Source organism: Burkholderia sp. AU30198 (genome assembly GCF_020419825.1).
Taxonomy (GTDB): domain Bacteria; phylum Pseudomonadota; class Gammaproteobacteria; order Burkholderiales; family Burkholderiaceae; genus Burkholderia.
In genome coordinates, this window is record NZ_JAIZSA010000001.1 from 670,877 (window position 1) to 695,502 (window position 24,626).

Consider the following 24,626-nt stretch of genomic DNA (forward strand, 5'->3'; position numbering starts at 1 on the left):
ACTGGAGGAACTGCATCATGCGCACGAGGGATCTCGGCATCCGCATCGGACTCGGCACACCGGGCCGCTTCAACGCGATCACGGACGTTCCGGGCGTGCGGGTCGGACATTGCACGCTGAACGTCGAGAACGGCGACGCGTCGATCCGCACCGGCGTCACCGTCATCGAGCCGCGCGCGGGCGGCGCGCACGATTCGCCGTGCTTCGCGGGCGTGCACGTGCTGAACGGCAACGGCGACGCGACGGGGCTCGAATGGATCCGCGAGGCCGGCCTGCTGACCACGCCGATCGCCTATACGAACACGCACAGCGTCGGCGCGGTGCGCGATGCGCTCGTCGCGAACGAGCGCGAAGCGGCGGCCGGCCGCGTGTACTGGTGCATGCCGGTCGTGATGGAAACCTACGACGGGCTGCTGAACGACATCTGGGGGCAGCACGTGAGCGCCGCGCATGTGCAGCGCGCGCTGGCTGCCGCACAGTCGGGGCCGGTTGCCGAAGGCGGCGTGGGCGGCGGCACGGGGATGATCTGCCACGAGTTCAAGGGTGGCATCGGCACCGCGTCGCGCATGCTCGCGGCCGAAGCGGGCGGCTGGACCGTCGGCGCGCTTGTGCAGGCGAACTACGGCGTGCGCGAGATGCTGCGCGTGGCCGGCTACCCGGTCGGCGAAGTGCTGCGGCACGTGCCTTCGCCGTTCCGCGCGCCGGACGCGCAAGGCGAGGCCGGGATGGGCTCGATCGTCGTGACGATCGCGACCGACGCGCCGCTGCTGCCGCACCAGTGCACGCGCCTGGCGCAGCGCGCGAGCGTCGGGCTGGCGCGCGTCGGCGGCGGCACGGAGGATTCGAGCGGCGACATCTTCCTGGCGTTTGCAACGGGCAACGACGGCTTGCCGGCGGCGAACTACGGCAGCAAGGGGGCACCAACCACCGGCGTGAAGATGGTCAACAACGACCATATATCCGCGCTGTTCGTCGCGGCGGCGGAAGCGGTGGAGGAAGCGATCGTGAATGCGCTCGTCGCGGGCGGCGACGTCGAATCGCGCGGGGCGAAGGTCGAGGGGCTGGGGCAGGCGCGCTTGCTGGATGCGTTGCGCGAAGTGGGCTGGCGGCCGGGGCGCGGCGCCTGAAACGGCATGCGCCGCTTCAATCGAAGCGGCGTGGGGTGGAGCGGCGATGCGGCGATCGGCCGGGCCGCCGCTCGCCCGCGCAAGCAGTGCGGGCGGTGCGGGCCTGGCCGTGACGACGCGGCGTCATGCTCAGCTGCCGAAGTAGATGTTGCAGAAGCTGACGGGGCCGACACAGGCGTTCGGGTCTTCCTGCTTCGATTGCGAACGATCGACGCGGCCCGCGGTTGCGACGGCTTCAGCGCGGTTCGCCTGTTGCGGTGCGACGTCTGCCGGTGCCGGCTGTGCGTGAGCAACAGCAGCGGTGAGCGACAGGGCAACGAGGGCGAGGTGCAGCGGCTTCATTTTGATTTCTCCTGGGTGAGTGCCAGTCTCGCTGGCAGTGAGGAAACTATAGGCTCGCACTGCTTAAAGATTAATCACCGCGGCTGTAGAGCTTATTTCCATCCGGAACAAGGATCCCGTTGCGCGCGCACCGATCGTCAATGGCGGTGGCGGTTGAACGGCGCGTCCTTGTCCAGCAGTGCGCTGCGCACGAAGTGCAGGCAGCCGACGATCCGCTGCATGCGGTGCCGCTCTTCGGGCACCGCATACCAGGCCTGCAGCGTGTGCTGTGCCGCGCGGATCGCGAGATTCACCGATTTCAGCGTGCGCGCATGATGGCCGGGCGTCGGATCGTCGAAGAAGCGCGGCAGTTCGTGCAGCACCGTTTCGACGGAACCGGCCCAGCGCAGTGTCTGCGGCGGTTTCGATGCGGAGAACGCGTTCAGCTCGTCGCGCAGGTCGATCACCGCGTGGCCGACCTCGAGCGTCGACAGCATCCAGCGCATCGCGTCGCGATGCTGTCGCGTGCGCCGCACGAGCAGCGTGCGCAGTTGCGCCATCAGGTCGTGCGTGCTCGACTGGAAGCGCTGCGCGAGGCGCTCCGTTGACCCTTCGCACGCCAGCGTGACCTGGCGGCGCAGGTCGTGCGCGATGCGGCCCGTGAGCCACGGCATGTGGGTCGGGAACACGACCGCGAACACGAGCGAACACGCGAGCATCGCGATGACGATCGCCAGGCCGTTGTTGATCAGCACCTCGGGCGTATACGCGATCACGTTGTCGGGCCCCGCGAGCAGGCAGAAAAACACCGCGAAGCCGATCCCGTAGCCGGACAGTCCCGGCCGCATCGCGAGAAACGCGCCGAGGCCGAGCACCGGCGCGAGCGCGGCGCACAGCAGCGGGAAGCCGTCGATGTTCGGATACACGTAGCACAGGAACACGTAGCCGACGGCGGTCGCGAACGCCGCGCCGACGCCCATTTGCGCGACGAACTTCGGCGCGCGCGGCGACGTCGAGCTGAGCGCGCACGCGATCGCGGTGGCGATCACGGCGAGCGGGCCGCTCGGCCATTCGGAGGCAAGCCAGAACGCGCTCATCGCGCCGACGGCGACGATCGTGCGCAGGAACGCGAAACCGACGAAGAACGAGTTGGTCTTCACCGCGTAATGCGTGACCGAGCGCTCGAACGCGTGATCGTCCTGGTCGAGCGACGCATAGGTATCGGCGTAGCCGAGATATTCGCCGATGAAGCGGTACAGCAGCTCGATCGCGGTATCGAAGTCGAGCAGGCCGCCGGCCGCATGCTCCTCGATGTTTCGTCGCGATGCGCGCGCGGCTTTCGGCAGTGCGCTATGGAAGCGGCGCAATTCGAGCAGCGCGCCGGTGGCCGGCGCGATGCCGCGCTGCCGCTCGTCGCGCAGCGCGGCGAAGCGCTGCGCGAGCGCATCGACGTGCGGCGCCAGCGCATCGAGCACCGCGTCCGAGCCATTGGCGCGCAATCGCTTGACGAGCTGGTGCAGCGCATGCAGCCGCGTGCACGCGTTCATGAATTCGCTGTTCAGCCGCGCGAGGCGGCGGCTGCGCGCGCGAATGTGCGGATCCTCGAACGACGCGAACGCGCGGTTGGCCTCGAAGCCGACGATGTCGTCGACGAAATCGGCGAAGCGCCGCTCGAAATCGCCGCGTGCGACGTCGCCCGCGAGGGTGCCGGCCGTGAACGCCGCGAACGTCGCGTGGCGGTTGCCCAGCGAGCGCATCAGCGCCTTCGCGGAGCTGAGCGGCAGGATCAGCGCGCTGACCGCGCCCGAGCAGGCGATGCCGAGCGCGACTTCCGCGGCGCGCGTGAGTGCGGACTGGAACAGCGTCTGCGGGGTCATCACGGCCGGCAGGCCGATCAGCGCGGCGGTGTAGCCGGCGAGCACGAAGCCGTACCAGCGGAAGTGGCGGTTGCGCACCGCGAGCGCGATGCAGGTGCCGATCCACAGCGTGATGCCGGCCATGTACAGCTCGGGCTGCTGCGCGAACAGCCCGCCGAGCGCGAGCGCGGCGACGAGGCCGGCCGCCGTGCCGAGCACGCGGTAGAAACTCTTCGCGAACACCATCCCCGACAGCGGCTGCATCAGCACGAACACGGTCGTCATCGCGGTGCGCGGCTGGGACATCTCCAGGCGCATCGCGATGCCCATCGCGAGGAGCGCCGCGAACACGGTTTTCGCGAGGTGCAGCCAGATCAGTCCGTCGCTCGCGGCCCAGTCGCGCGCCGCGTCGCCGAGTGGATCGAGCCAGGTCCTCCATCGTGCCGGTTCGATGGATGGTCGCTCGATCGCAGGTTGTGGCTTCATGAAAAGAGGGGGCCGGTACGGGGCCGGGCGAGATGCGCGGCGCGTCCGAACGGGTCCGTTCGACTGTTGAGGCGCCGATTGTAGGAGTGCGGCGCCCGCGCATTAACGCAGCTGCGGGGAAACGATAGTTGCAGCCGGAGTAACAATCTGTCGCATCCAGTGGAGGAAAATAGCGGCTCCGCTACAGGTTGCTCACAGGAATGGATACCCTACAAAACATGCGGGTGTTTTCGCGCGTGGTCGAGACGGGCAGTTTCACCGCCGCCGCGCAATCGCTGAATTCGACGACGGGCGCGATGTCGCGCGCGGTGTCGGAGCTCGAGGCGCGCCTGCGCACCCGTCTGATGAATCGTTCGACGCGCCGTCTCGCGCTCACGTCGGCCGGCGAAAGCTATCTGCGGCGCTGCCGCCAGATCCTCGCCGACGTCGACCGCGCGGAAGAAGAGGCGAGCTGCGCGCACGAACGGCCGGCCGGCGTGCTGCGCATGCACAGCTTCGCGAGCGTCGGCCACCACTATGTGTTGCCCACGCTGACGCGCTATCACGCGCAGTTTCCGGACGTGTCGATCGAGCTGTCGCTGTCGCAGCGCATGCCCGACCTGTTCGACGGCACGAGCGACATGGCCGTCGTGACCGCGTCGTCGCTGCCCGATTCGGAACTCGTGTCGCACCTGCTCGGCTCGACCTTCAGCATCCTGTTCGCGTCGCCCGACTATGTGAAACGCCACGGCGCGCCGGTTCGTCCGCAGGATCTCGCCGCGCACGCGTGCCTGACGCTGTGCACGCCGGCGTTCCCGACGCACGAATGGGTGCTCGAAGGGCCCGAAGGCGTCGAGCAGATCCACGTCGCGGGGCCGGTGCAGACCAATACGGCCGAATCGCTGGCCCTCGCGATCCGCGACGGCATCGGGATCGGCATGCTGCCGCTGTATTCGGCGATCGACGCGCTGCGCGACGGCACGCTCGTCCGCGTACTGCCCGCGCATATCCTGCAGAAGATGAACGTCTACGCGCTGTATCCGTCGCGCCGCTTCGTCGATGCGAAGGTGCGGACCTGGGTCGAGATGCTGCGTGCCCAGGTGCCGGGGATGATCGCGCGCGACGTCGAGATGCTGAACGCGATCGATCGCGAACCGCAGGCCGCCTGAGCGGCGGACGCGCGTCGGCATGCTGCCGGCTTCTTCTCTTCACGCAAACAACGCGAACGCGAATGCAACCCGCGCCGCGCCCGCGACACATCGTTCACGCGGGCTCGGCGCATCGTCATGCCGTTACAGCGCGGGCTTGGCCGCCGCGCCCGATTCCGTTGCCGGCGCGCCGGCCGGGCCGTACGCGGCATGCGCGGCCTTCTGTTCCGCGAGACGCTTTTCGTGGAGTCGTTCCTGCGCCGCCATGATGTCATCCGGATAGTTGTTGGCTTCGCCGCGCGCAGGGTTGTAGCCGACCGACTCGAGATCGATCAGCTCCTGCAGCACTTGCGCGCGCGTGACGGGCGACTTTGCCGACTGGGCGAACGACAGGGCCGGTGCAGCGAGCAGGACGGCAGCGGCGGTGGTAACGACGAGCGATTTCACGAGGTTCTCCTGGGTACGGGGTGGGCGGCCGGTTCGACGCGCGATGCGTGACCCCGACCTTTGCTGGCAGTCTACGCAGCACCCTCGCGCGTAAAAACCCCGATTCCAGGCAGGCAGCCTTCCAGATGGAACAACATTGGTGCAAGGCGCCCACAGCGAACGAACCCGCGTGAAAACGCGGGTTCGTGGCCAACGGGCGACGCTACCGCGCGCCGGTCAGAAGCGCGTGCGCATACCGATCGTGCCGACGATCTGGTTCGCCGTGCTCGATGCGCCGCCCGAGCCGTTGATGAACGCCTGGTAGCCGCGGCCCGAGGCGTGCTGATACATCGCTTCCGCGTACACGTCGGTGCGGCGCGACAGCTTGTAGACGGCCTGCAGGTCGACCTGATGCCACTTCGGATCGGTGCCGTGCTTGCTGTCGGGGTTCGACACGCTGGCGTCCGTGTACACGTAGGCCGCGCCGAGGCTGACGGCCGGCGTCACCGCGTAGCGCACGTTCACGTCGTAGTTGTTGAACGCGACCTGGCCGGTCGAGCCGAACGAGCCGGTGTTGTCGTACTGCGAGCGCGTATAGACGAAGCCGACGGTGGCCGGGCCGAACCCGTAGCTGATGCCGCCGCCGTACGAACGCATGCGGTCCGAGCCGATCGACCAGCCGCCCTGGTTCAGGCTCTTCGCTTCGGCCGCATCGGTCGCGCCGGGGCTCGCGCTCGTCGAGCCCTTCGTGCCGTTCATCTGCAGGTACGCGCCGGCCAGCTTCAGCGGACCGTTCGTGTAGCTGGCCGCGACGCTGTACGCGCGGTTCGCGCCGAAATTGGTCGCGTTCGAGAACGCGTACATCGCGCCGACCTTGAAGCCCGCGTAGGTCTCGCTCGTGTACTTGACCGCGTTGTTGATGCGCAGCGAGTGGTTCAGGTTGTCGTTGTCGAACGGATGCGCGAAGCTCGTGTCGCCGAAGTCGCCGGCCGTGGCCGACAGCGGCGCGACGAAGTCGACCATCGTGTCGTACTGGCGGCCGAGCGTCACCGTGCCATAGCCGTTCTGGCTCAGGCCGACGTACGCGTGGCGGCCGAACAGCTTGCCGTCCTGCCCGAGCCCGCCGTTGTTCACGTTGAAGCCGTTCTCGAGCACGAACAGCGCCTTCAGGCCGCCGCCGAGATCTTCGGTGCCGCGAAACCCGATGCGGCTGCCGTTGACGGTGCCGCTGTTCAGGCGCCACAGCGACGAACCGTTGGCGTTGTTGGTGTAGACGATGCCGGCGTCGATCAGGCCGTACAGCGTCACCGAGCTCTGTGCGTGAGCGAGCGGGGCGAACAGCGCGGCGGTGCATGCGCCGGCGATGAGGGTTTTTTTCAAGTCAAGGCTCCTGCGTGTGGGACTGGGAACGAAAGTTCGGCGCAAGTATAGGAATGCATCGCGCGCGCAAGGCCACCGGGGGCCGCGAGCGCACCTTTCCGGATCCGGCAAGAGTCCTTCACAAAACTGACACGACGCGCCGCACGCGCGAGACGAGGGCGGTTTTTGCGTGGCCGCACGCGGGTGGCAGCCGTTCATCGAGGCGCGCCTGTCGCGTCGTTGCAACATGCGCGGCGTGCGGCACGGCGGTTGATCGGCGCGACCGGCGAATCACGTCGTGCTCGACGCGGACAGCGACTACGAAGCGGTGCGCCGGCGGGCCAAGGCCACGCTGTCGATCCGCCACGGGAAGGTGATCACGCGCCGCGAACCGGAGCGCGTCACGTATCCGGATTGAGGCGAACGATGGACGACGGAGGGTAGCGGCCGGCCTGTCTTCAGGTATTCATGGAATGCATGAGTAGATTCGAAAAATACGTTTGTCTCATGATGAGCGCCGGCCTACGATGCGGTCCTGACGACGGCGCGCGTGTTGCGCGCCGTCTTTTCGATCCCATTTGCCGACCCCATGCGCCTCGATCTCCCGTCCGCTCCCGCCTCTTCTTCGCCGGCCGCCAGCCCGTTCGCGCGTGTGGCCGTCGTCACGATCCTGACCGGCGTCGGTGCGGGCCTCGGCGGCATGCTGCTCGCGCTGCTGCTGCACGCGATCCAGCACGTCGCGTATGGCTACAGCGTCGCGCACGTGATCGGCACCGAGAGCTTCCTCACCGGCGTGACCGGTGCCGATCCGCTGCGCCGGCTCGCGGTGCTGATCGTCTGCGGGATCGTCGCCGGCGGCGGCTGGTGGGCACTGTACCGGTATGGCCGGCCGCTCGTCAGCATCCGTCACGCGGTGCGCGCGGTCGATCCGCGGATGCCGTTCGTCAGCACGACGATTCACGCACTGCTGCAGATCGTCACCGTCGCGCTCGGCTCGCCGCTCGGCCGCGAAGTCGCCCCGCGCGAGATCGGTTCGCTGCTGGCCGGGCGGCTTGCGCATGCGGCGGGGCTCACCCCCGACGATTGCCGGCTGATGGTCGCGTGCGGCGCCGGCGCGGGCCTCGCGGCCGTCTATAACGTGCCGCTCGGCGGCGCGATCTTCGTGCTCGAAGTGCTGCTCGGCACGTTCGAACGGCGTGCGCTGGTCGTGGCGGTCGCGACGTCGTCGATCGCGGCGGCCGTCGCGTGGATCGGCCTCGGCAACGAACATCAGTACACGGTGCCGCCGTTCGTGCTGAACACGCCGCTGGTGGCGTGGTCGATCGTCTGCGGGCCGCTGTTCGGCTTTGCCGCATACGGCTTCGTGCGGCTCACGACGCGTGCCCGGGCGAACGCGCCGAAAGACGGGCGGCTGCCCGTGCTCGCGCTGCTCAACTTCGCGGCGATCGGCGTGCTCGCGATGCGGTTTCCGCAATTGCTCGGCAACGGCAAGGGCCCGGCGTCGCTCGCCTTCGACGGCACGCTGACGATCGGCCTTGCCGCGGCGCTGCTCGTGCTGAAGGTGCTGATCGAGGCCGGCAGCCTGCGCGCGGGCGCCGAAGGCGGCCTGCTGACGCCGGGCCTCGCGAACGGCGCGCTGCTCGGCATCGTGCTTGGCGGGCTGTGGAGCCTCGTGTGGCCGGGCGCGTCGATCGGCGGGTGCGCGCTGGTCGGCGCGACCGCGTTTCTCGCCGCGTCGATGCAGATGCCGATCACGGCGGTCGTGCTGCTGCTCGAATTCACGCGCGCGGATCACGACAGCCTCGTGCCGATGCTGCTTGCCGTGGCCGGGTCGCTCGTCGCGTACCGGTTCGCGCAGCGGTTGGCCGAGCGGCGGATCGATTCGGTTGCAACCGTGAGCACACCAGCGACCGCTGTTCGTTAACGCACGCGCATCCGTCCTGTTCGCCGGCGGTGCCGATCGCACCGCCAGTCGCCGTTTTCCTCCCCGTTTCCACGACCGCGCCAGCACGCAATCGCAGCCGCGCGCGCCCAAGCGCGTTCGCCGGTTCTGTGCAAGAATCCGCGCGTTTCCGCGCCTCAACCAACAACGACACGCGCGGACGTCCCTATCAGGAAACGAGGAGCTCAAGTTGATTCAGCGCATTTCCCGCTTTTTCACGCAGGTGGTTCACCGCGTGTTGCCCGACCCGTTGATTTTCGCGATCCTGCTGACGATCGTCACGTTCGCGCTCGCGTTCGGCCTGACGCCGAATACGCCCGCGCAACTCACGACGATGTGGGGTTCGGGTTTCTGGAACCTGCTCGCGTTCTCGATGCAGATGGTGATGATTCTCGTCACCGGCCATGCACTCGCGAGCTCGCCGCCCGTGAAGCGCATGCTCGTCGCGCTCGCGAGCACCGCGCGCACGCCGGGGCAGGGCGTGATGCTCGTTGCGTTCGTCGGCGCGCTGGCCTGCGCGATCAACTGGGGTTTCGGCCTCGTGCTCGGCGCAATGCTCGCGCGTGAAGTGGCGCGCCGTGTCGCCGGCAGCGATTACCGGCTGCTCGTTGCGTCCGCATACATGGGCTTCCTGAGCTGGCACGGCGGATTGTCGGGTTCGGTGCCGCTCGTCGCGGCCACGAAGGGCAATCCGATGGAGAAGACCATCGGGCTGATCCCCGTGTCGCAGACGATCTTCACCGGTTACAACGCGTTCATCACGATCGGCCTGATCGTGATGCTGCCGTTTCTCGCGCGCATGATGATGCCGAAGCCCGGCGACGTCGTCAGCGTCGATCCGGCGCTGCTCGCCGAACCGCCGAGCGTCGAGCGCCAGCTCGGGCCCGACGCGACGTTCGCGGAGCGGATGGAGGAGAGCCGCGCCTTGTCGGTCCTCGTCGCGGCGCTGTGCGCGGCGTTCCTCGTGCTGAAGTTCGTGCAGAAGGGCTTCGCGCTCGACATCGATACCGTGAACCTCGCGTTCCTCGCGGCCGGCATCCTGCTGCACCGCACGCCGATGGCCTATGCGCGCGCGGTGGCCGGCGCGGCACGCGGCGCGTCGGGGATCATGATCCAGTTTCCGTTCTATGCAGGCATTCAGGCGCTGATGGATCACTCGGGGCTCGCGGGCGTGATCACGAAGTGGTTCGTCGATATCGCGAACGTGCACACGTTCCCGCTGCTCGCGTTCCTGAGCTCGGCCGTGATCAATTTCGCGGTGCCGTCCGGCGGCGGCCACTGGGTCGTACAGGGCCCGTTCGTGATGCCGGCGGCTCAAGCGCTCGGCGCCGATCTCGGCAAGGCCGCGATGGCGATCGCGTACGGCGAGGCGTGGACCAACATGGCGCAGCCGTTCTGGGCGCTGCCCGCGCTGGCGATCGCCGGGCTCGGCGTGCGCGACATCATGGGGTACTGCGTGACGACGCTGCTGTTCTCGGGCGTCGTATTCGTCGCGGGGATGTATCTGTTCTGATGCGGCAGGGCGCGATGCGGGCGGCGTTTGACGCGCGCATCGCGCCGGCTTGAATCGCGCGGTCGGTCAACCGGGCGACCGCGAGTCGGCATGCTCGTGCCCGTGACGCAGCGCGAGGCTCGCGAACGCCGCGACGACGAGCGCGGCCGCAAGCAGCGTCAGCCCGTTCTTCGCATTGCCGGTGGCCTGTTCGATCGCGCCGACGACGGTCGGCCCGACGAAGCCGCCGAGCAACCCGCACGTATTCACGAGCCCGAGCCCGAGCCCGCCGGCCAGCGCGCTGCCGGCGAGCCGTGACGCGGGAAAGGTGAACACGATCGATTGCACGACGAAGAACATCGACGCGGCCACGCACACGCAGGCGAGCCCGGCGACAGGAGACACATGCGCGGCGCCGACCATCCCGGCCGCCATCACGATTAGCCCCGCGCACAGCATCCGCCGTGAATGGCGCGACTCGCGCGCGAAGCGCGGCAGTGTCCCGGCCCCGATCGCTGCGGCGAGCCAGGGCAGCGCGGTCAGCAACCCCACTGCGAACGGCGAGAAGCGCCCCGAAGCACCGATGATGCTCGGCAGAAAGAAGATCACCGTGTAGATCGTCAGTTGATGGCAGAAGTACACGAAGATCGCGAGCCAGATCTGCGGATCGCGCAGCGCGGAACCGAACGCATGGCCGCCGTGTGCGGTGACACCCGCATCCTGTTCGGCGGCCAGCGTGCGCTCGAGCGCACGGCCGGTTTCCGCGGAGAGCCACGGCGCGGCGCTCGGGCGATCCGGCAAGCGCGCCCACACGACGAACGCGAGCAGGATCGCCGGGATGCCTTCGACGACGAACAGCCATTGCCAGCCGTGGAAGCCGAGCGCGCCGTCGAGTTCGATCAGCGCGCCGGCCAGCGGCCCGCCGACGATGTTGGCGATGCACACGCCGAGCAGGAAGTAACCGGTTGCGCGCGCCCGCTCTTCGCGGCCGAACCAGTACGTCAGGTACAGCATCACGCCGGGAAACAGGCCGGCCTCGGCGGCACCGAGCAGCAGGCGCATCACGTAGAACGACGTCTCGCCGCGGACGAACGCCATGGCGATCGACAGCGCACCCCAGGTGATCATGATGCGCGTGATCCAGAAGCGCGCGCCGACGCGATGCATGACCAGGTTGCTCGGGATCTCGAAGAGCGCATAGGTCAGGAAGAACAGGCCCGCGCCGAGCCCGTACGCGGCCGATGAAATGCCGAGATCGACGCCCATCGAGTGTTTGGCGAACGCGATGTTGGTGCGGTCGAGGAAACTGATCACGTAGGCGGCGATCAGCAGCGGCATCAGTTTGCGGAACAGCAGCCGGTTCAGCGACGCGCTTGCGTCACTTGTGGCGGAGGGCAGGGCCTGGGCTTGATGGGTGGACATGCGGACGACTCCGGTAAGGGCGAACCGGCGCGCGCGGCAAGCACGGCGCGCCGTGTTCGGCGGATGCCGCTGCGACGTGCGCAGCGGATGGGCAGACGACGGAGCCGCGCCGGCGGCGCTCGAACGGAGCGGGGCGATGATGGGCGTCCTGGCGCCGGCCGGCTGCGGCCGGCGCCTTGTCACTGCGCTTGCGGGTCCTGGTGTTGGGGCGCGAAGCGGCGATCAGAAATTCACCGCGTCACCGCCCTTGAGTGCGAGCATCGCGCGCGCCTCGGCCGGCGTCGCGATGTCCAGCGACAGGCCTTCGAGCACCTGCCGCATCTTCAGTACCTGTGCGGCGCTGGATTCCGCGAGCTGGCCGGGCGCGATCCACAGCGAATCCTCGAGCCCGACGCGCACGTTCGCGCCCTGTGCGGCGCCGATCGTCGCGAGCGGAATCTGGTTGCGGCCGGCACCGAGGATCGACCAGACGTAGTCGCTGCCGAACAGTCGGTCGGCCGTGCGGCGCATGTGCATCAGGTCTTCCGGGTGCGCGCCGATCCCGCCGAGCAGGCCGAACACGCTTTGCACGAAGAACGGCGGCTTCGCGAGTCCGCGGTCGACGAAATGCGCGAGGTTGTACAGGTGCGAGATGTCGTAGCACTCGAATTCGAAACGCGTGCCGTTCGCGCCGCAGCGCGTGAGGATCGTCTCGATGTCGGCGAAGGTGTTCTTGAACACGAGGTCGCGGCTCTTCTCCAGATGCTCGCGTTCCCACGGATGCTTCAGCTCGCGGAAGCGCTCGAGCATCGGGTACAGCCCGAAGTTCATCGAACCCATGTTCAGCGAGGCGACCTCGGGCTGGAAATGCAGCGCAGGCTGCAGCCGCTCGTCGACCGTCATGTGCGGGCTGCCGCCCGACGTCAGGTTGATCACGGCGTCCGTCTGCGCCTTGATGCGCGGCAGGAATTCAGCGAACACCGCAGGATCCTGGGTCGGTTTGCCGTCCGACGGGTTGCGTGCGTGCAGGTGCAGGATCGCCGCGCCGGCCCGGGCAGCCGCGACGGCGGCCGTCTCGATCTCGTGCGGCGTCACGGGCAGGTACGGCGACATCGAAGGCGTATGGATCGCGCCGGTCGGCGCACAGGTGATGATGACTTTGCGAGCGTTTGCCATGGATGAATTCTCTTCGGTGAGCGATGCAGGACGCGTCAGAGCACTTCGACGTTGCCGCAGACGGAGATCGCCTGTCCGGTGATTCCGTGTCCGCCCGGCGAGCACAGGAACAGCGCGGTCGCGGCGATCTCGGCCGGATCGGTCATTCGCCGCAGCGAGATCTTCTCCAGATAACGCTTTTCCATCTCGTCGTAACTGACGCCGAGCTGCTGTGCGCGCGCTTCGATCACGCGGCGCATCCGGGGGCCACGCACGATGCCGGGCTGGATCGCGTTCACGCGGATGCCGAGCGGCCCGAGTTCGATCGCGAGGCTCTTCACGAGGCCGACCACGGCCCACTTGGTCGCCGCGTAGGGCGTGCGGAACGCGTAGCCGAGCCGGCCCGCCACCGACGACAGCGCGATGATTGCGCCGCCGTGTTTCGAGTCGCGCAGCAGCGGCACCGCGCGGCGCGCAAACTGGAACTGCGCGGTCAGGTTGATCGCGACGGTCTGCTCCCACTGCACCGGGTCGATTTCGTCGATGCCGCCGGTCGGGCCGGCGATGCCTGCGTTGTTGACGAGCACGTCGAGGCCGCCGAGCCTGGCCGATACGTCGGCGAACACCTGTTCGACGGCGGCCGGGTCGGATACGTCGGCCAGCGTCGCGCTGATCGCGATGGCCCTGGCACGCGGTGGCCGGTCCGCGAGCGCCGCAATCGCGGCTTGCGAGGCATCGCAGACATGCACACGCGCGCCGCATTCGGCGAAGGCGTCGGCGATTTCGAGGCCGATGCCCGAGGCACCTCCGGTCACGAGGACGCGCAGGCCGTCATAGGGTTTCAGCAGGTCGGAAGCTGTCATGCCGGGTTGTCTCCATGGTTGATGTTGTCGGATGCGGCCGCCCGCGACCGGGCGATCGCGGCAAGCGGCTGCTACGGCTTCGCGTTCGCGGTTCGCGGCGTCTGCCCGACACGCAGCGTCTCGGCCAGGTCGTGCGCGGCGCCGCCGATGTCGAGTGCGATGCCGGCCCGTACGCCCGTGCCGTCGCGCCGCTCGAGCGCATCGACGATCGCGCGGTGGGCATCCATCGAGCGCCGCATGTGCGGGATGTCGAGCGCGACCATGTTGAGGAACGGCCCGACGCGCATCCACAGGTTCTCGACGATCGCGAGCGTGCTTTCGCTCGCGCCGTGTGCGTAGATCGCGCTGTGGAAGGCGAAGTTGCTTTGCAGGTAAGCGCGCGAACGGCCGGCCTCGACGTGTGCCTGCATCGTTTCGCAGGTCTTGCGGACGGCTGCGATCTGCGCATCGGTCATTCGGGCGCAGGCGCGTTCGGCGATGCAGCCTTCGAGCGCGATTCGCACGTCGCGCAGTTCGTCGAGCATGTCGAGCGTCATCGGCGGCACGACGAGCGCGCGGTTCGGGCCGTCGACCAGTGCGCGTTCGGCGCGCAGCCGCGTGAGCGCGGCGCGCACGGGCATCGTCGACGAACCGACCGCTTCCGCGACGCTGCGCAGGCTCAACGCCTGGCCGGGCGCGAAACGGCCGCTCATCAGCGCTTCGCGCAGTTGCTGGTAGACCTTGTCGGCCATCGTTTCCTGTTCGATGGCTTTGAGGGCGGGCGGGACGATACGAGGCGCCACGGCGGGTTCTCCTGGGTTTGATCTGCGATCTGTGATCACACTTGCAATGTGCGAAGTGTGGTCGCCGGAGCGCGTGGCGTCAAGGCGAACGGGATCGGGGAAAACGAGGGGGCGCGGCAGACGAACGGCGGGCTGACCGCTACGGCAATGACATCCATTCGTTCAAGGCCGTTCGATATGGGGCGGCCGCAATCGGCACTGTTTCTTCCGGGTTGCGGACTTGACGCGGCTGACGGAGCGGCGGCGGGGGCGCTTGCACGGGACGGATTCAAACGTTGCAGGCCATCGGACGTTTGTTGCTTGGCGACTGAAAGGCGCTATGTTATAAAGGCGCCGAGAGCAGGCCGGGCGTTTCTTCGAACAACAGATCACATTCGCAGTACCAAGAAAAATCATGGCCGAACCGGCGTATATCGAGGGTGAGGACACGCGTGTGCGGGTCCTGTTTCATGTGACCGATTTCGGCAACGGCGGGATCGAATCGTCCCTGATCCAGTGGCTGCGGATCCTCGACCGCAAGCGTTTCCGCGCGATTCTGTCGATTACGTACGCGTCGCCGATGCTGGCACAGCGCTTTCGCGCACTGATCCCGGAAGACATCCCGATCGAGATCCTGGTGGGTCCGCAGTGGCTGCGCTATTTCCAGGATCGCCGTCACGCGCACAAGCTCGGCAAGGCGGGCCGGATCGCGCGCGATCTCCACGGTGCGCTCGCGGTGCGCCCTCACATCGGGCGGCGCGTTGCCGAACTCGCGCGCAACGTGGACGTCATCGTCGACTACGACCTGTCGCTGCGGCGCCTTGCCGGCCGGTTCGGCGTGGCCTGGATCGGCGTCAACCACTTCAGCTTCGTCGCACGGCTCGGCGGCCAGGGTCGCCGCGTGCGCCGCCTGCTCGACCAGTACAGCCGCTACGACAGCATTGCCGCGCTGAACCCGCAGATGGGCGACGAAGCCGACCGGATGTTTGGCGACCGTCTGCAACAGGTGACGGTCTTGCCCAACGCCATCGACATCGACGCAATTCGCGCAAACGCGACGGCGCCGCGCCCGGCACTGCCCGGCGGTGTCCCGTACATCGTCTCCGTCGCACGTCTCGACGAGCTCCAGAAAGATCACCGCACGTTGCTGCGCGCATATGCGCAACTCGTCGCGCAGCGCGACGTGCCCGAGCATCTCGTGCTGGCCGGCGACGGCGCATACCGCGACGAACTCCGGCGTCTGGCGGATGCGCTCGGCATCGGTGCGCGGGTGCATTTCATGGGGCAGATGGACAACCCGCATCCGTTGATGGCGGGCGCGTCGATTCTCGTCCTGAGCTCGAAGAACGAAGGGATGCCGATGGTGCTGATCGAGGCGCTCGCGCTCGGCAAGGCGATCGTGTCGACGGACTGCCCGACCGGGCCGCGCGAGATTCTCGATCACGGTCGCGCGGGGCTGCTGGTGTCGGTCGGCGACGTCGACGCGCTGGCCAATGCGATGGCGCAGTTGCTGTCCGACGACGTGCTGCGCGCGGATCTCGCCGCGCGTTCGTTCGATCGTGCCGCATGCTTCGGCATCGCGGAAAGCAACCGGCGGCTCGACGCATGCATCGATGCGATTCGCGTGAAACGGGCGGGCCGGCTTCGCCAGCAAGCGCATGCGCGCGTGCAGCGCGCCAGCTGACCCCTGGCGCGCGGGTGCCACGCGCCCCGCCATGCGCGGCGCGTGTGCGGCTTACCGCACCGGCTCGTCGTTCAGCGTACCGAGGAACGCTTCGATATCCTTGATATCCTGCGCCGTCATCGCGGGCTGGTCGCCCGGCTTGCGGTCGAACGGCGCATCGGTCACGTCGACGTTCGCCCGATACTTCGGCGGGATGTCGTCGTACTCGTCGATCTTCCCGTCCGCGCCGCGCGAGTAGAACTTCTGCGGCGAGATGCTGCGCTCGTTGTAGAACGCCATCACCTGGTCGAGCGTGTGGAACACGCCGTTGTGGAAGAACACGTGGCGCGTCGCCGCGTTGCGCAGCGTCGGCGTCAGGAACATCGCGCAATACTGCGTCTGGTCCTTCAGGTCGTCGCGGAACGGCCCGCACACGCCGAGATCGTAGAACGCCGGGTTGCGGTTCTGCGCCAGGTCCTTGTTGCGCGGCGCGCCGAGCGCCTCGTACTGGTAATCGGTAAACATCGGCGGCAGCCCGTCCTTGCCGGGTTTCGACAGGTGGCAGCCCGCGCAATTCGCCTTGTCCGGATCGTTGAACAGGCGCAGCCCGCGCAGCTCGGCTTGCGACAGCCGTGCGCGGCCTTCGAGCCAGCGGTCGTACTTGCTGTTGTACGGGTGGAACGACGGATCCTCGACCTGGTAGCGCGCGATCGCGAACATCGCTTCCGACACCGCGAGTTGCGGGCTGTCGAACACGCGCGCGCCGAACAGTTGCTCGAGCTGCGCGCGGTGCGACGACTGCGCGAGCTTGCGCGCGACGTCGTCGATGCTCGCGTTCGCCATCTCGACCGGGTTCAGCAGCGGGCCGAACGCCTGCTGCTGCAAGGTATCGGCGCGGCCGTCCCAGAACATCCCGCCCTGCGGCACGAGCTGCGGCGCGGCCGACGTGCCGGCCACCTTCTGCGCCTTGACGACGCCGGCCGCCGACGCGGCCTGCTGCGCAACGGTCGGCGCGGCGTCGTTTTCACCGGCATCGGGGCCGATGCTGAAGTTCGGCTGGCGGTACAGGTACATCAGCGACGGCGGCGGTCGATAGCCCTGCTGCGTCATCGCGAGGCCGCCGGGCTGCACGTCGAGCGCGTTCGGCGGGCCGTACGCATGATCGGGACTGTGGCACGACGCGCACGACTGCTTGCCCGACGCGGACAGCGACGGATCGGCGAACAGCGCGCGGCCGAGCTGCGCGACTGCCGACAGCGGCTGCGCGGCGGGCCGCTGCAGCACGACCGGATGCGGGTTCGCGCCGGTCCAGTCGGCGACGACGGTGCCGATCGCCGCGGGCACCTGCGCGGGGAACGCGATCGCGAACGCACCGTAGCCGAGCACGGCGGCGCCGATCACGAACGCCGCGCGGCGCAGGAGGCGGGAAGGCGTGCGGGTGCCGGTGGTGCCGGGAGACGGGAACGCGGGGCGAGCTGTCATGCTGTCGGTCGGAAATCGGGCGCCGCACGAAGCGGCGCGTTAAATGGAAACGGCCGGCGCGTGATGCGCCGGCCATGCGGTCACGACGTACCGGTCAGATCGCCGGTGCCGCGCTCAATGCGGTGCCGAGCGTCGGGTCGAGATACAGCGGCGTCGTGTTCGGCTTCGACGTGAAGTCGAACAGCGCGCGCAGGTCGCCCGCCGTCGCATCGAACGAACCGCCGCCGATGCGCTGGCCGCCGAGCCAGTTGTCCTCGATGAAGCGCACGACGGACGACTGGTCGATCATCGTGTGGTCGACGTAGTTCTGCTTCGCGTACGGCGAAATCACGATCAGCGGAATGCGCACGCCCGGGCCGCAGCGGCCGTTCACGGTCGCGCCGTTCACGCCGGTGGTGCCGCCCGTGCCGCACTTGCCGCTGCCGTTGACCTGGTCGACCGGGTCCGACGACGCACGCGTCGGCGCCGTGTACACGTGGTCGTACCAGCCGTCCGAGTCGTCATAGGTGACGATCACGGCCGTGTTCTGCCAGTCCGGCTGCTGCTGCAGGAAGTTGACGACCTTCGTCACGAACGCCTGCTCGTCGAGCGGATCCGAATAGCCTGCGTGCGCGTCCTGTGCGGCCGGGGCCTTCAGGTAGCTGACCGACGGGAAGTTGCCGGCCTTCACGGCGGCGAAGAAGTCGTCCGTGTCGTACTGGTGGTTCGCCGGTTCGGCGGTCTTGCCGTCCGACTGGAGGCTCGCGCCGATCGCCGCGACCGAGCTCGGGCGCGTGTGCTGCGGGTTCGCGGTCGACGCGTAGTACTGGAACCAGTTGTGGTGCGGGATGTAGTCCGACGTCGCGGCGTTCACGGCGGTGGCGACCGTGCTGCGGGCGCAGCCCGTGGTGCCGTTGCCGTTCGTCGTCGACAGGTTGAAGCCGCCCATGAAGCCGCCCCACGTGATCTTCGCGCCGTTCAGCAGGTCGCCGATGTTCTTGCCCGTCATCATCGCCTGGTCGGTCGTGCTCGAGCACACATCGTAGCCCGGGTCGACGTCGTTGATCATCGTGAAGCCGCCCTGGCCGTCATTGATGTAGTACGAGCTCTTCGCGAGCGTCGACGGCTGCGCGGACGTCTTGACGACCTGCATGCCGTTGGTCTGGCCCGACACGACGTTCAGCGCGCCCGGCGTCGACGGGCCGTACGACGTCGTGTACATGTTGTCGCTCATCGCGAAGCGCTGCGCGTAGTTCCACAGCGCGGTCACCGTGTTGCCGTCGAAGTAGCCCATCACCTGGCCCTTCGTGCCGAACGCGCCGGCGCCGCCGGACGAGCCCTTGCCGGTGTATTTCGGGAACAGGTCGGCGAGGCCGTTGTCCTCGGCCTGCTGCTCGGCCGTGTACGCGTGGTTCTGGTCGGCGGTCGCGGCTTGCGTGCGGTCGAGACGGAACGGGTTCGCCGCGTCGGTGCCGTTGGCCGTGTTCGTGAAGTTCGGGTTCGCGGTGAGCAGCGTGCCCGTCAGGCCGTTGGGCGTCGGCGTGCCGGACTTGGCGGTGAAGGCCGGTTCGCCCGACGGGTTCGTCGCGTTCGGGTAGGTGCCGAAGTAGTGGTCGAACGAGATGTTTTCACCGTAGATCACGACGACGTGCTTGATCGGCGTGGCGGTCTGCAGCGCATCCTGCGACGACACGGCAGGCGTCGACGTGGGGTCGTCGCTGCCGCCGCAGGCGAACAGCGCCAGCGCTGCGGCAGCGCAGGCGGTGACGAGCAAGGCTTGACGGAACATCGGGAAACTCCAGGTAAGGTCTTCGATGGTGGAGAGCGGCCCCGTCGCCGTGTCGGTTCGGCGCGGAGCTCGTGAGAGAGCACGCGCATTGGAACAGTCGCGTATGAAGATATGGGGACGGAGTGTTTTCGCGATGGTTGCGCTGCGGTATCGATTTCATTACGGCGGAACGCGGAGCGAAAGAGAACGGAAAGGGGCGGACCGCATGCCACTTTTGCGTCACATACGGCTGCGCGCGGGGCCGCTGCCGCGGATCCCGCGCCGGGCGGGCGAAAGGGCGGAGTCGGCTGGTTTGCGCACGGTGCTGCGCTGCGCCAGTTTTTTGACAATCGAATGACGGATTCATACGATGAACGCCCTGCGGCGACGATTCCGCGTGGCCGACCGTCAGTGAGTATTCAACGTGCCGATCCCCGTTCTGTTTGCTGTTCTGTGTGCGGCGTTCCTTCATGCGTCATGGAATGCGCTCGTCCGCAGCAGCGGCGACCGGCTGCGGTCGGCCACAGTGCTGCAGATCGCGATCGGGCTGTTCGCGCTGCTGTTCCTGCCGGCCGCCGCGCCGATCACGCCTGCGAGCTGGCTCTATGTCGTCGCGTCGGCTGTACTGCACGTCGTCTATACGCTGCTGCTGGTGCGCGCGTACGAGCACGGCGACCTGACCGTCGCGTATCCGGTCGCGCGCGGCACCGCGCCGCTGCTCGTCACGCTCGGCGCGGCGGCGTTCGCGGGCGAGCACCTGAATGCGGGCGCGCAAGCCGGGCTCGTGCTGATCTGCGCGGGCATCATGGCGATCGGCCTGGAGCGCGGGCGCGACGCGAAGCACCGGATGATGCAGGTCCTGCCGACCGCGTTCGCGACCGGCGTGTCGATCGCGGCCTACAGCGTGGTCGACGGGATCGGCGTGCGGGAAAGCGGCAACACGGTCGGCTATACCGCGTGGATGTTCGTGCTGACGGGCGCGATGATGGCCGCGTACTACCGGCTGCGGGCGGGGCCGTTGCGGCTGACGCAGGATGTCGGCGAAACGGCGAAGGCGGCGTGCGGCGGCGTGTTCGCGGCGCTCGCATACGGCATCGTGATCTGGGCGATGGATCGCGCGCCGATGGGGCCGGTGTCGGCGCTGCGGGAAACGAGCGTGGTGTTTGCGGCGCTGATCGCGCGCGTGTATCTCGGCGAGCGGCTGACGCCGCGCCGGGCGGCCGGCTGCGTGGTGATCGCGGCGGGGGCGTTGCTGATCAGTGCGTTTGAAGCGGTGAGGTGAACGGGCCGGCGGGTGCGCGACCCGTGGCTTCAGGCTTCAACCGGCATCGCACTCGTGCACTTGATCTCGTCGAGACACACGCTCGAATGCACGCCGCTCACACCGGGAATCCGCATCAGTGTCTCGAGCAGGAACTGCGACAAGCCCTTCAGGTCGTGTGCGACGACCTTCAACACGTAGTCGATGTCGCCCGTCACGGAAAAACACTCCTGGATCTGCGCGAGATCGGACACCAGTTTCTGGAACTTCGACAGGTCGCGGATATGCCCGCGCTCCATCGTCACGTGCACGAAAGCGGTGACGCCAAAACCGAGCGTGTCGGGGCACAGCCGGGTTTCGTAGCGACGGATCGCGCCGATCTCCTCCAGCCGTCGGTGGCGGCGCAGCGTCTGCGCGGGCGACAGGCCGACGGCCTTCGCCAGATCGAGGTTCGACGCGCGGCCGTTCTCCTGCAGGATCGATAGCAGATGGCGATCGAGGCGATCCAGAACCGGTTCATGCATTTTTGTTTCCTCGTTTGTCTCCTGGATGCAATCTTATCTCATAATGTAGGGTTTGCATGAACGGGTTACGAAACCCGATTTCGTCGTCGCGACGCTAAACTGACGCCGGATTTTCGTGTGCGAACGCAGCAAGGCGGGCGCGGCGACAGTCGGCGGCCGGTCTGGCGGGCATGCCGACACGAATCGGGCGCCGCCACGCGAAGATTGCAGTCCCCAACCCGGCGGCTCCACGAACGGCCCCGGCACAGCAAAACAGCGCCCGGCACACCGAGGCGCGCCGCACCGCTTCAGGCGGAGGCGGACAGAGTGGAGAAGACATGGTTTCTGGAAACGAGAGCGACGGCCTGAAGCGCGGGCTGAAGAACCGGCACATCCAGCTGATTGCGCTCGGCGGCGCGCTCGGCACGGGGCTGTTCCTCGGCATCGCGCAGACGATCAAGATGGCTGGCCCGTCCGTGCTGCTCGGCTACGGGGTGGCCGGCATCATTGCGTTCTTCATCATGCGCCAGCTCGGCGAGATGGTCGTCGACGAGCCTGTCGCCGGCTCGTTCAGCTACTTCGCCAACAAGTACGTCGGCCACTTCACCGGCTTCCTGTCCGGCTGGAACTACTGGGTGCTGTACATCCTCGTCAGCATGGCCGAGCTGTCGGCTGTCGGGATCTACGTGCAGTACTGGTGGCCCGGCGTGCCGACCTGGGTGTCGGCGCTGGTGTTCTTCGTCGCGATCAACCTGCTCAACCTGGCGAGCGTGAAGTCGTACGGCGAGACGGAATTCTGGTTCTCGATCATCAAGGTTGCCGCGATCGTCGGCATGATCGGCTTCGGCGGCTGGCTGCTCGCGAGCGGCCACGCAGGGCCGGAGGCCACCGTCCGCAACCTGTGGCAGCACGGCGGCTTCTTCCCGAACGGCGTGTCGGGGCTCGTGATGTCGATGGCGGCGATCATGTTCTCGTTCGGCGGGCTGGAGCTGATCGGGATCACCGCGGCCGAGGCCGACGATCCGAAGCGCAGCATTCCGCGCGCGACCAACCAGGTCATCTACCGGATCCTGATTTTCTACATCGGCGCGCTCGCCGTGCTGCTGTCGCTGTATCCGTGGGAAAAGGTCGTCAGCGGCGGCAGCCCGTTCGTGCTGATCTTCCACGCGCTGAGCAGCAACGTGGTCGCGAACGTGCTGAACGTCGTCGTGCTGACGGCCGCGCTGTCGGTCTACAACAGCGGCGTGTACAGCAACAGCCGGATGCTGTTCGGCCTCGCGCAGCAGGGCAACGCGCCGAGGGTGCTGTGCTCGGTGAACAAGCGCGGCATTCCGCTCGCCGCGCTCGGCGCGTCGGCGCTCGCGACCGGCGTGTGCGTGCTGATCAACTACTTCATGCCGGGCAAGGCGTTCGAGGTGCTGATGGGCCTCGTCGTGTCGGCGCTGATCATCAACTGGGCGATGATCACCCTGATCCACCTGAAGTTCCGCCAGGCGAAGCGCGCGGCCGGGGAGGAGACTTCCTTCCGCAGTCTGGGCTATCCTTTCACGAATTACCTGTGCCTGGCATTCATGGCCGGCATTCTCGTCGTGATGTACCTGACGCCGGATCTCCGCCTGTCGGTGTACCTGATCCCGGTATGGCTCGCGGTGCTCGCGGTCGGGTATCGCTTCCGTCAGAAGAATGCAGGCTATGCGGTGCACGACAGCGCATCCGCACGCTGATACAGGCCACGACCGATCATTCTTCCAAACGAGACCGACATAGCCATGTTCGAACACATCGACGCGTACCCGGGCGACCCGATCCTGACGCTCAACGAGAACTTCCAGAAAGATCCGCGCGACCAGAAGGTCAACCTGAGCATCGGCATCTACTTCGACGCCGAAGGCCGGATTCCGGTGATGGGCGCCGTGCGCGAAGCCGAAACCGCGCTGCAGCGTGACAGCAGCGCGAAACCGTACCTGCCGATGGTCGGCCTGCCCGCGTATCGCGACGCGGTGCAGGCGCTCGTGTTCGGCGCGGATCACCCGGCCCGCGCGGCCGGCCGCATCGCGACGCTGCAGACGCTCGGCGGCTCCGGTGCACTGAAGGTGGGCGCCGATTTCCTGAAGCGCTACTTCCCGGATGCGCAGGTGTGGCTCAGCGATCCGAGCTGGGAAAACCACCGCTTCATCTTCGAGCGCGCCGGCTTCACGGTGAACACGTACCCGTACTACGACGAGGCGACGGGCGGCCTGAAGTTCGACGCGATGCTCGCGGCGATCGACGCGCTGCCGGCGCGCAGCATCGTGCTGCTGCACGCGTGCTGCCATAACCCGACCGGCGTCGACCTCGACGAAGGCCAGTGGGAGAAGCTGATCGACGTGATCGAGGCGCGCGGGCTGCTGCCGTTCGTCGACATGGCGTACCAGGGCTTCGGCGCGGGCCTCGACGCGGATGCGTTCGCGGTGCGCGAACTGGCCCGCCGCGGCGTGCCGGCACTGGTCGCGAACTCGTTCTCGAAGAACTTTTCGCTGTACGGCGAGCGCGTGGGTGGCCTGAGCGTCGTCTGCGAGGATGCCGCTGCCGCCGACCGCGTGCTCGGCCAGCTGGCCGGTGCCGTGCGCTCGAACTACAGCAACCCGCAAACCTACGGTGCGAAGGTCGTGGCGGCCGTGCTCGGCACGCCTGCGCTGCGCAAGCAGTGGGAAGAGGAACTGGCGGCGATGTGCCGCCGCATCGCACGGATGCGCCAGTCGATCCATGACGGCCTGCGCGACCATGTCAGCGGCGAGGCACTGACGCGCTACGTGAAGCAGCGCGGGATGTTCACGTACACGGGCCTGACCGAATCGCAGGTCGACGCGCTGCGCGAAGTGCACGGCGTGTACATCCTGCGTTCGGGGCGGATGTGCGTGGCGGGCCTGAACGACTCGAACGTCGCCATCGTCGCCGATGCCATCGGCAAGGTGCTGAAGAGCGGCGTCTGATCGCGGCGCGCTCCGGCGCGCCACGCGGCTGGCCGAACCGGCTGTCTCCCGCAAGGGGGCAGCCGGTTTTTTTGTTGGGCGGCCGCAATGTGCGCCACGCGGCTGACGCTCGGGCAGGCGCGGGGGTACGATCACGGAATCCGACGCAATACGACAAGGAGCGACATGGGCATCCGGATCATCCAGCTCGGCACGCCGCGCGCGGCCGGCGAGGGCCTGCGGATCGGCACGGTGCGGCGGCCGCCGCGCGGCGTGCCGAAGGCGGAATTCGCGTCGCGTAACTACTATGATGTATGGTTGCCGACGCTGTCGCCGAGCCCCGAACTCGTCGCACAGGCGCAGGCCGCCGAAACCGATGCCGAGTGGAACGCGTTCCGGCGTCACTTCCGCGCGGAGATGGCGCATGGCGATGCGTCGAAGGTGCTCGACCTGCTGGCGGCCCTGTCAGCGAGCACCGCGTTCTCGATCGGCTGTTACTGCGACGACGAACGCCATTGCCACCGCAGCGTGCTGCGCGAGCTGCTCGCGGAGCGCGGCGCGGCAATCGAGCCCGACGCGGGCTGAACGCGGTTTGACGCAGCGTCGCGCAGTCGCGCCGGCACGCCGCCGTGCCGATATCGTGCGGCGCAGCGAACCGGTTGACGTGGGTCAAGCGCGCGGGCGCGCGCGCCACTATGCTCTT

General features: G+C 67.8%; 20 protein-coding genes and 1 pseudogene. 10 read left to right on the forward strand and 11 right to left on the reverse strand.

Annotation, left to right across the window (positions count from 1 at the left end; genetic code table 11):
* Window positions 1-17: 17 nt before the first annotated feature.
* Window positions 18-1,127: a P1 family peptidase gene (locus LGN19_RS02925; RefSeq protein WP_226213180.1), complete on the forward strand. Its 1,110-nt coding sequence runs from the start codon at window positions 18-20 to the stop codon at window positions 1,125-1,127.
* A gap of 129 nt (window positions 1,128-1,256) precedes the next feature.
* On the opposite strand, the gene LGN19_RS02930 is transcribed toward LGN19_RS02925, so the two are convergent.
* Both LGN19_RS02930 and LGN19_RS02935 read right to left on the reverse strand, forming a co-directional pair.
* Window positions 1,257-1,469, reverse strand: a complete 213-nt coding sequence (locus LGN19_RS02930; RefSeq protein WP_122946964.1) for a hypothetical protein — start codon at window positions 1,467-1,469, stop codon at window positions 1,257-1,259.
* A 137-nt stretch (window positions 1,470-1,606) separates the two neighbouring features.
* Window positions 1,607-3,790 carry an FUSC family protein gene (locus tag LGN19_RS02935; RefSeq protein ID WP_226213181.1) on the reverse strand — a complete coding sequence of 728 codons (2,184 nt, stop codon included), beginning with the start codon at window positions 3,788-3,790 and terminating at the stop codon, window positions 1,607-1,609.
* Window positions 3,791-3,990: 200 nt separating this feature from the next.
* Here LGN19_RS02935 and LGN19_RS02940 point away from each other — a divergent pair, with 200 nt between their 5' ends.
* On the forward strand, window positions 3,991-4,938 hold the full coding sequence (locus LGN19_RS02940) for a LysR family transcriptional regulator (RefSeq protein ID WP_226213182.1): 948 nt from the start codon (window positions 3,991-3,993) through the stop codon (window positions 4,936-4,938).
* A gap of 123 nt (window positions 4,939-5,061) precedes the next feature.
* On the opposite strand, the gene LGN19_RS02945 is transcribed toward LGN19_RS02940, so the two are convergent.
* The gene (locus LGN19_RS02945; RefSeq protein ID WP_226213183.1) at window positions 5,062-5,364 is read right to left on the reverse strand and encodes a DUF4148 domain-containing protein; all 303 of its coding nucleotides are present in this window, start codon (window positions 5,362-5,364) and stop codon (window positions 5,062-5,064) included.
* A 216-nt stretch (window positions 5,365-5,580) separates the two neighbouring features.
* Entirely contained in the window at window positions 5,581-6,723 is a 1,143-nt protein-coding gene (locus tag LGN19_RS02950; RefSeq protein WP_122946967.1) for a porin, read from the reverse strand.
* A 259-nt stretch (window positions 6,724-6,982) separates the two neighbouring features.
* Between LGN19_RS02950 and LGN19_RS02955 the strand changes: the two are divergent.
* The 3 genes and pseudogenes from LGN19_RS02955 to LGN19_RS02965 all read left to right on the forward strand — a co-directional run.
* Window positions 6,983-7,120: pseudogene (locus LGN19_RS02955) on the forward strand (cytosine deaminase); the annotation flags it as partial.
* A 171-nt stretch (window positions 7,121-7,291) separates the two neighbouring features.
* Window positions 7,292-8,626 (forward strand): chloride channel protein, encoded by a 1,335-nt coding sequence (locus LGN19_RS02960; RefSeq protein WP_226213184.1) that lies wholly within the window; start codon window positions 7,292-7,294, stop codon window positions 8,624-8,626.
* 208 nt (window positions 8,627-8,834) lie between these two features.
* A complete protein-coding gene (locus tag LGN19_RS02965; RefSeq protein ID WP_043183641.1) occupies window positions 8,835-10,157 on the forward strand; it encodes a TIGR00366 family protein in 1,323 nt (440 codons plus the stop codon).
* Window positions 10,158-10,223: 66 nt separating this feature from the next.
* Here LGN19_RS02965 and LGN19_RS02970 read toward each other — a convergent pair whose 3' ends face one another.
* From LGN19_RS02970 to LGN19_RS02985, 4 genes are all read right to left on the reverse strand, one after another.
* Window positions 10,224-11,558: an MFS transporter gene (locus tag LGN19_RS02970; RefSeq protein WP_226213185.1), complete on the reverse strand. Its 1,335-nt coding sequence runs from the start codon at window positions 11,556-11,558 to the stop codon at window positions 10,224-10,226.
* A 222-nt stretch (window positions 11,559-11,780) separates the two neighbouring features.
* Window positions 11,781-12,713 (reverse strand): 3-keto-5-aminohexanoate cleavage protein, encoded by a 933-nt coding sequence (locus LGN19_RS02975; protein ID WP_122946970.1) that lies wholly within the window; start codon window positions 12,711-12,713, stop codon window positions 11,781-11,783.
* A 35-nt stretch (window positions 12,714-12,748) separates the two neighbouring features.
* Window positions 12,749-13,555 (reverse strand): SDR family oxidoreductase, encoded by an 807-nt coding sequence (locus LGN19_RS02980; RefSeq protein ID WP_122946971.1) that lies wholly within the window; start codon window positions 13,553-13,555, stop codon window positions 12,749-12,751.
* Window positions 13,556-13,626: 71 nt separating this feature from the next.
* On the reverse strand, window positions 13,627-14,337 hold the full coding sequence (locus LGN19_RS02985; protein ID WP_122946972.1) for a GntR family transcriptional regulator: 711 nt from the start codon (window positions 14,335-14,337) through the stop codon (window positions 13,627-13,629).
* Window positions 14,338-14,731: 394 nt separating this feature from the next.
* Between LGN19_RS02985 and LGN19_RS02990 the strand changes: the two genes are divergently transcribed.
* A complete protein-coding gene (locus LGN19_RS02990) occupies window positions 14,732-16,000 on the forward strand; it encodes a glycosyltransferase (protein WP_122946973.1) in 1,269 nt (422 codons plus the stop codon).
* A 51-nt stretch (window positions 16,001-16,051) separates the two neighbouring features.
* On the opposite strand, the gene LGN19_RS02995 is transcribed toward LGN19_RS02990, so the two are convergent.
* The gene (locus LGN19_RS02995; protein ID WP_175222052.1) at window positions 16,052-17,461 is read right to left on the reverse strand and encodes a cytochrome-c peroxidase; all 1,410 of its coding nucleotides are present in this window, start codon (window positions 17,459-17,461) and stop codon (window positions 16,052-16,054) included.
* 94 nt (window positions 17,462-17,555) lie between these two features.
* Window positions 17,556-19,229: a phospholipase C gene (locus LGN19_RS03000; protein WP_226213186.1), complete on the reverse strand. Its 1,674-nt coding sequence runs from the start codon at window positions 19,227-19,229 to the stop codon at window positions 17,556-17,558.
* A gap of 403 nt (window positions 19,230-19,632) precedes the next feature.
* On the opposite strand from LGN19_RS03000, the gene LGN19_RS03005 reads away from it, so the two are divergent.
* Window positions 19,633-20,490, forward strand: coding sequence for an EamA family transporter (locus LGN19_RS03005; protein ID WP_122946976.1), 858 nt, complete (start codon window positions 19,633-19,635; stop codon window positions 20,488-20,490).
* A 29-nt stretch (window positions 20,491-20,519) separates the two neighbouring features.
* Here the strand turns inward: LGN19_RS03005 and LGN19_RS03010 are convergent, their stop codons facing one another.
* Window positions 20,520-20,993: an Lrp/AsnC family transcriptional regulator gene (locus LGN19_RS03010; RefSeq protein WP_122946977.1), complete on the reverse strand. Its 474-nt coding sequence runs from the start codon at window positions 20,991-20,993 to the stop codon at window positions 20,520-20,522.
* 317 nt (window positions 20,994-21,310) lie between these two features.
* Between LGN19_RS03010 and LGN19_RS03015 the strand changes: the two genes are divergently transcribed.
* The 3 genes from LGN19_RS03015 to LGN19_RS03025 all read left to right on the forward strand — a co-directional run bounded on the left by LGN19_RS03015 (window position 21,311) and on the right by LGN19_RS03025 (window position 24,508).
* Window positions 21,311-22,696 (forward strand): amino acid permease, encoded by a 1,386-nt coding sequence (locus LGN19_RS03015; RefSeq protein WP_226213187.1) that lies wholly within the window; start codon window positions 21,311-21,313, stop codon window positions 22,694-22,696.
* A 45-nt stretch (window positions 22,697-22,741) separates the two neighbouring features.
* Window positions 22,742-23,944 carry an amino acid aminotransferase gene (locus tag LGN19_RS03020; protein ID WP_122946978.1) on the forward strand — a complete coding sequence of 401 codons (1,203 nt, stop codon included), beginning with the start codon at window positions 22,742-22,744 and terminating at the stop codon, window positions 23,942-23,944.
* 165 nt (window positions 23,945-24,109) lie between these two features.
* Window positions 24,110-24,508 (forward strand): DUF488 domain-containing protein, encoded by a 399-nt coding sequence (locus LGN19_RS03025; protein WP_174958415.1) that lies wholly within the window; start codon window positions 24,110-24,112, stop codon window positions 24,506-24,508.
* Window positions 24,509-24,626: the final 118 nt, after the last annotated feature.

Excerpts from the sequence above, each read along its gene's own strand:
- LGN19_RS02995 (WP_175222052.1), bottom strand. The coding sequence starts at position 17,461 with ATGACAGCTCGCCCCGCGTTCCCGTCTCCCGGCACCACCGGCACCCGC.
- LGN19_RS02990 (WP_122946973.1), top strand. The coding sequence starts at position 14,732 with ATGGCCGAACCGGCGTATATCGAGGGTGAGGACACGCGTGTGCGGGTC.
- LGN19_RS02940 (WP_226213182.1), top strand. The coding sequence starts at position 3,991 with ATGGATACCCTACAAAACATGCGGGTGTTTTCGCGCGTGGTCGAGACG.
- LGN19_RS02970 (WP_226213185.1), bottom strand. The coding sequence starts at position 11,558 with ATGTCCACCCATCAAGCCCAGGCCCTGCCCTCCGCCACAAGTGACGCA.
- LGN19_RS02980 (WP_122946971.1), bottom strand. The coding sequence starts at position 13,555 with ATGACAGCTTCCGACCTGCTGAAACCCTATGACGGCCTGCGCGTCCTC.
- LGN19_RS02975 (WP_122946970.1), bottom strand. The coding sequence starts at position 12,713 with ATGGCAAACGCTCGCAAAGTCATCATCACCTGTGCGCCGACCGGCGCG.
- LGN19_RS02960 (WP_226213184.1), top strand. The coding sequence starts at position 7,292 with ATGCGCCTCGATCTCCCGTCCGCTCCCGCCTCTTCTTCGCCGGCCGCC.
- LGN19_RS02930 (WP_122946964.1), bottom strand. The coding sequence starts at position 1,469 with ATGAAGCCGCTGCACCTCGCCCTCGTTGCCCTGTCGCTCACCGCTGCT.
- LGN19_RS03010 (WP_122946977.1), bottom strand. The coding sequence starts at position 20,993 with ATGCATGAACCGGTTCTGGATCGCCTCGATCGCCATCTGCTATCGATC.
- LGN19_RS03000 (WP_226213186.1), bottom strand. The coding sequence starts at position 19,229 with ATGTTCCGTCAAGCCTTGCTCGTCACCGCCTGCGCTGCCGCAGCGCTG.
- LGN19_RS03020 (WP_122946978.1), top strand. The coding sequence starts at position 22,742 with ATGTTCGAACACATCGACGCGTACCCGGGCGACCCGATCCTGACGCTC.
- LGN19_RS02935 (WP_226213181.1), bottom strand. The coding sequence starts at position 3,790 with ATGAAGCCACAACCTGCGATCGAGCGACCATCCATCGAACCGGCACGA.
- LGN19_RS03025 (WP_174958415.1), top strand. The coding sequence starts at position 24,110 with ATGGGCATCCGGATCATCCAGCTCGGCACGCCGCGCGCGGCCGGCGAG.
- LGN19_RS03015 (WP_226213187.1), top strand. The coding sequence starts at position 21,311 with ATGGTTTCTGGAAACGAGAGCGACGGCCTGAAGCGCGGGCTGAAGAAC.
- LGN19_RS02925 (WP_226213180.1), top strand. The coding sequence starts at position 18 with ATGCGCACGAGGGATCTCGGCATCCGCATCGGACTCGGCACACCGGGC.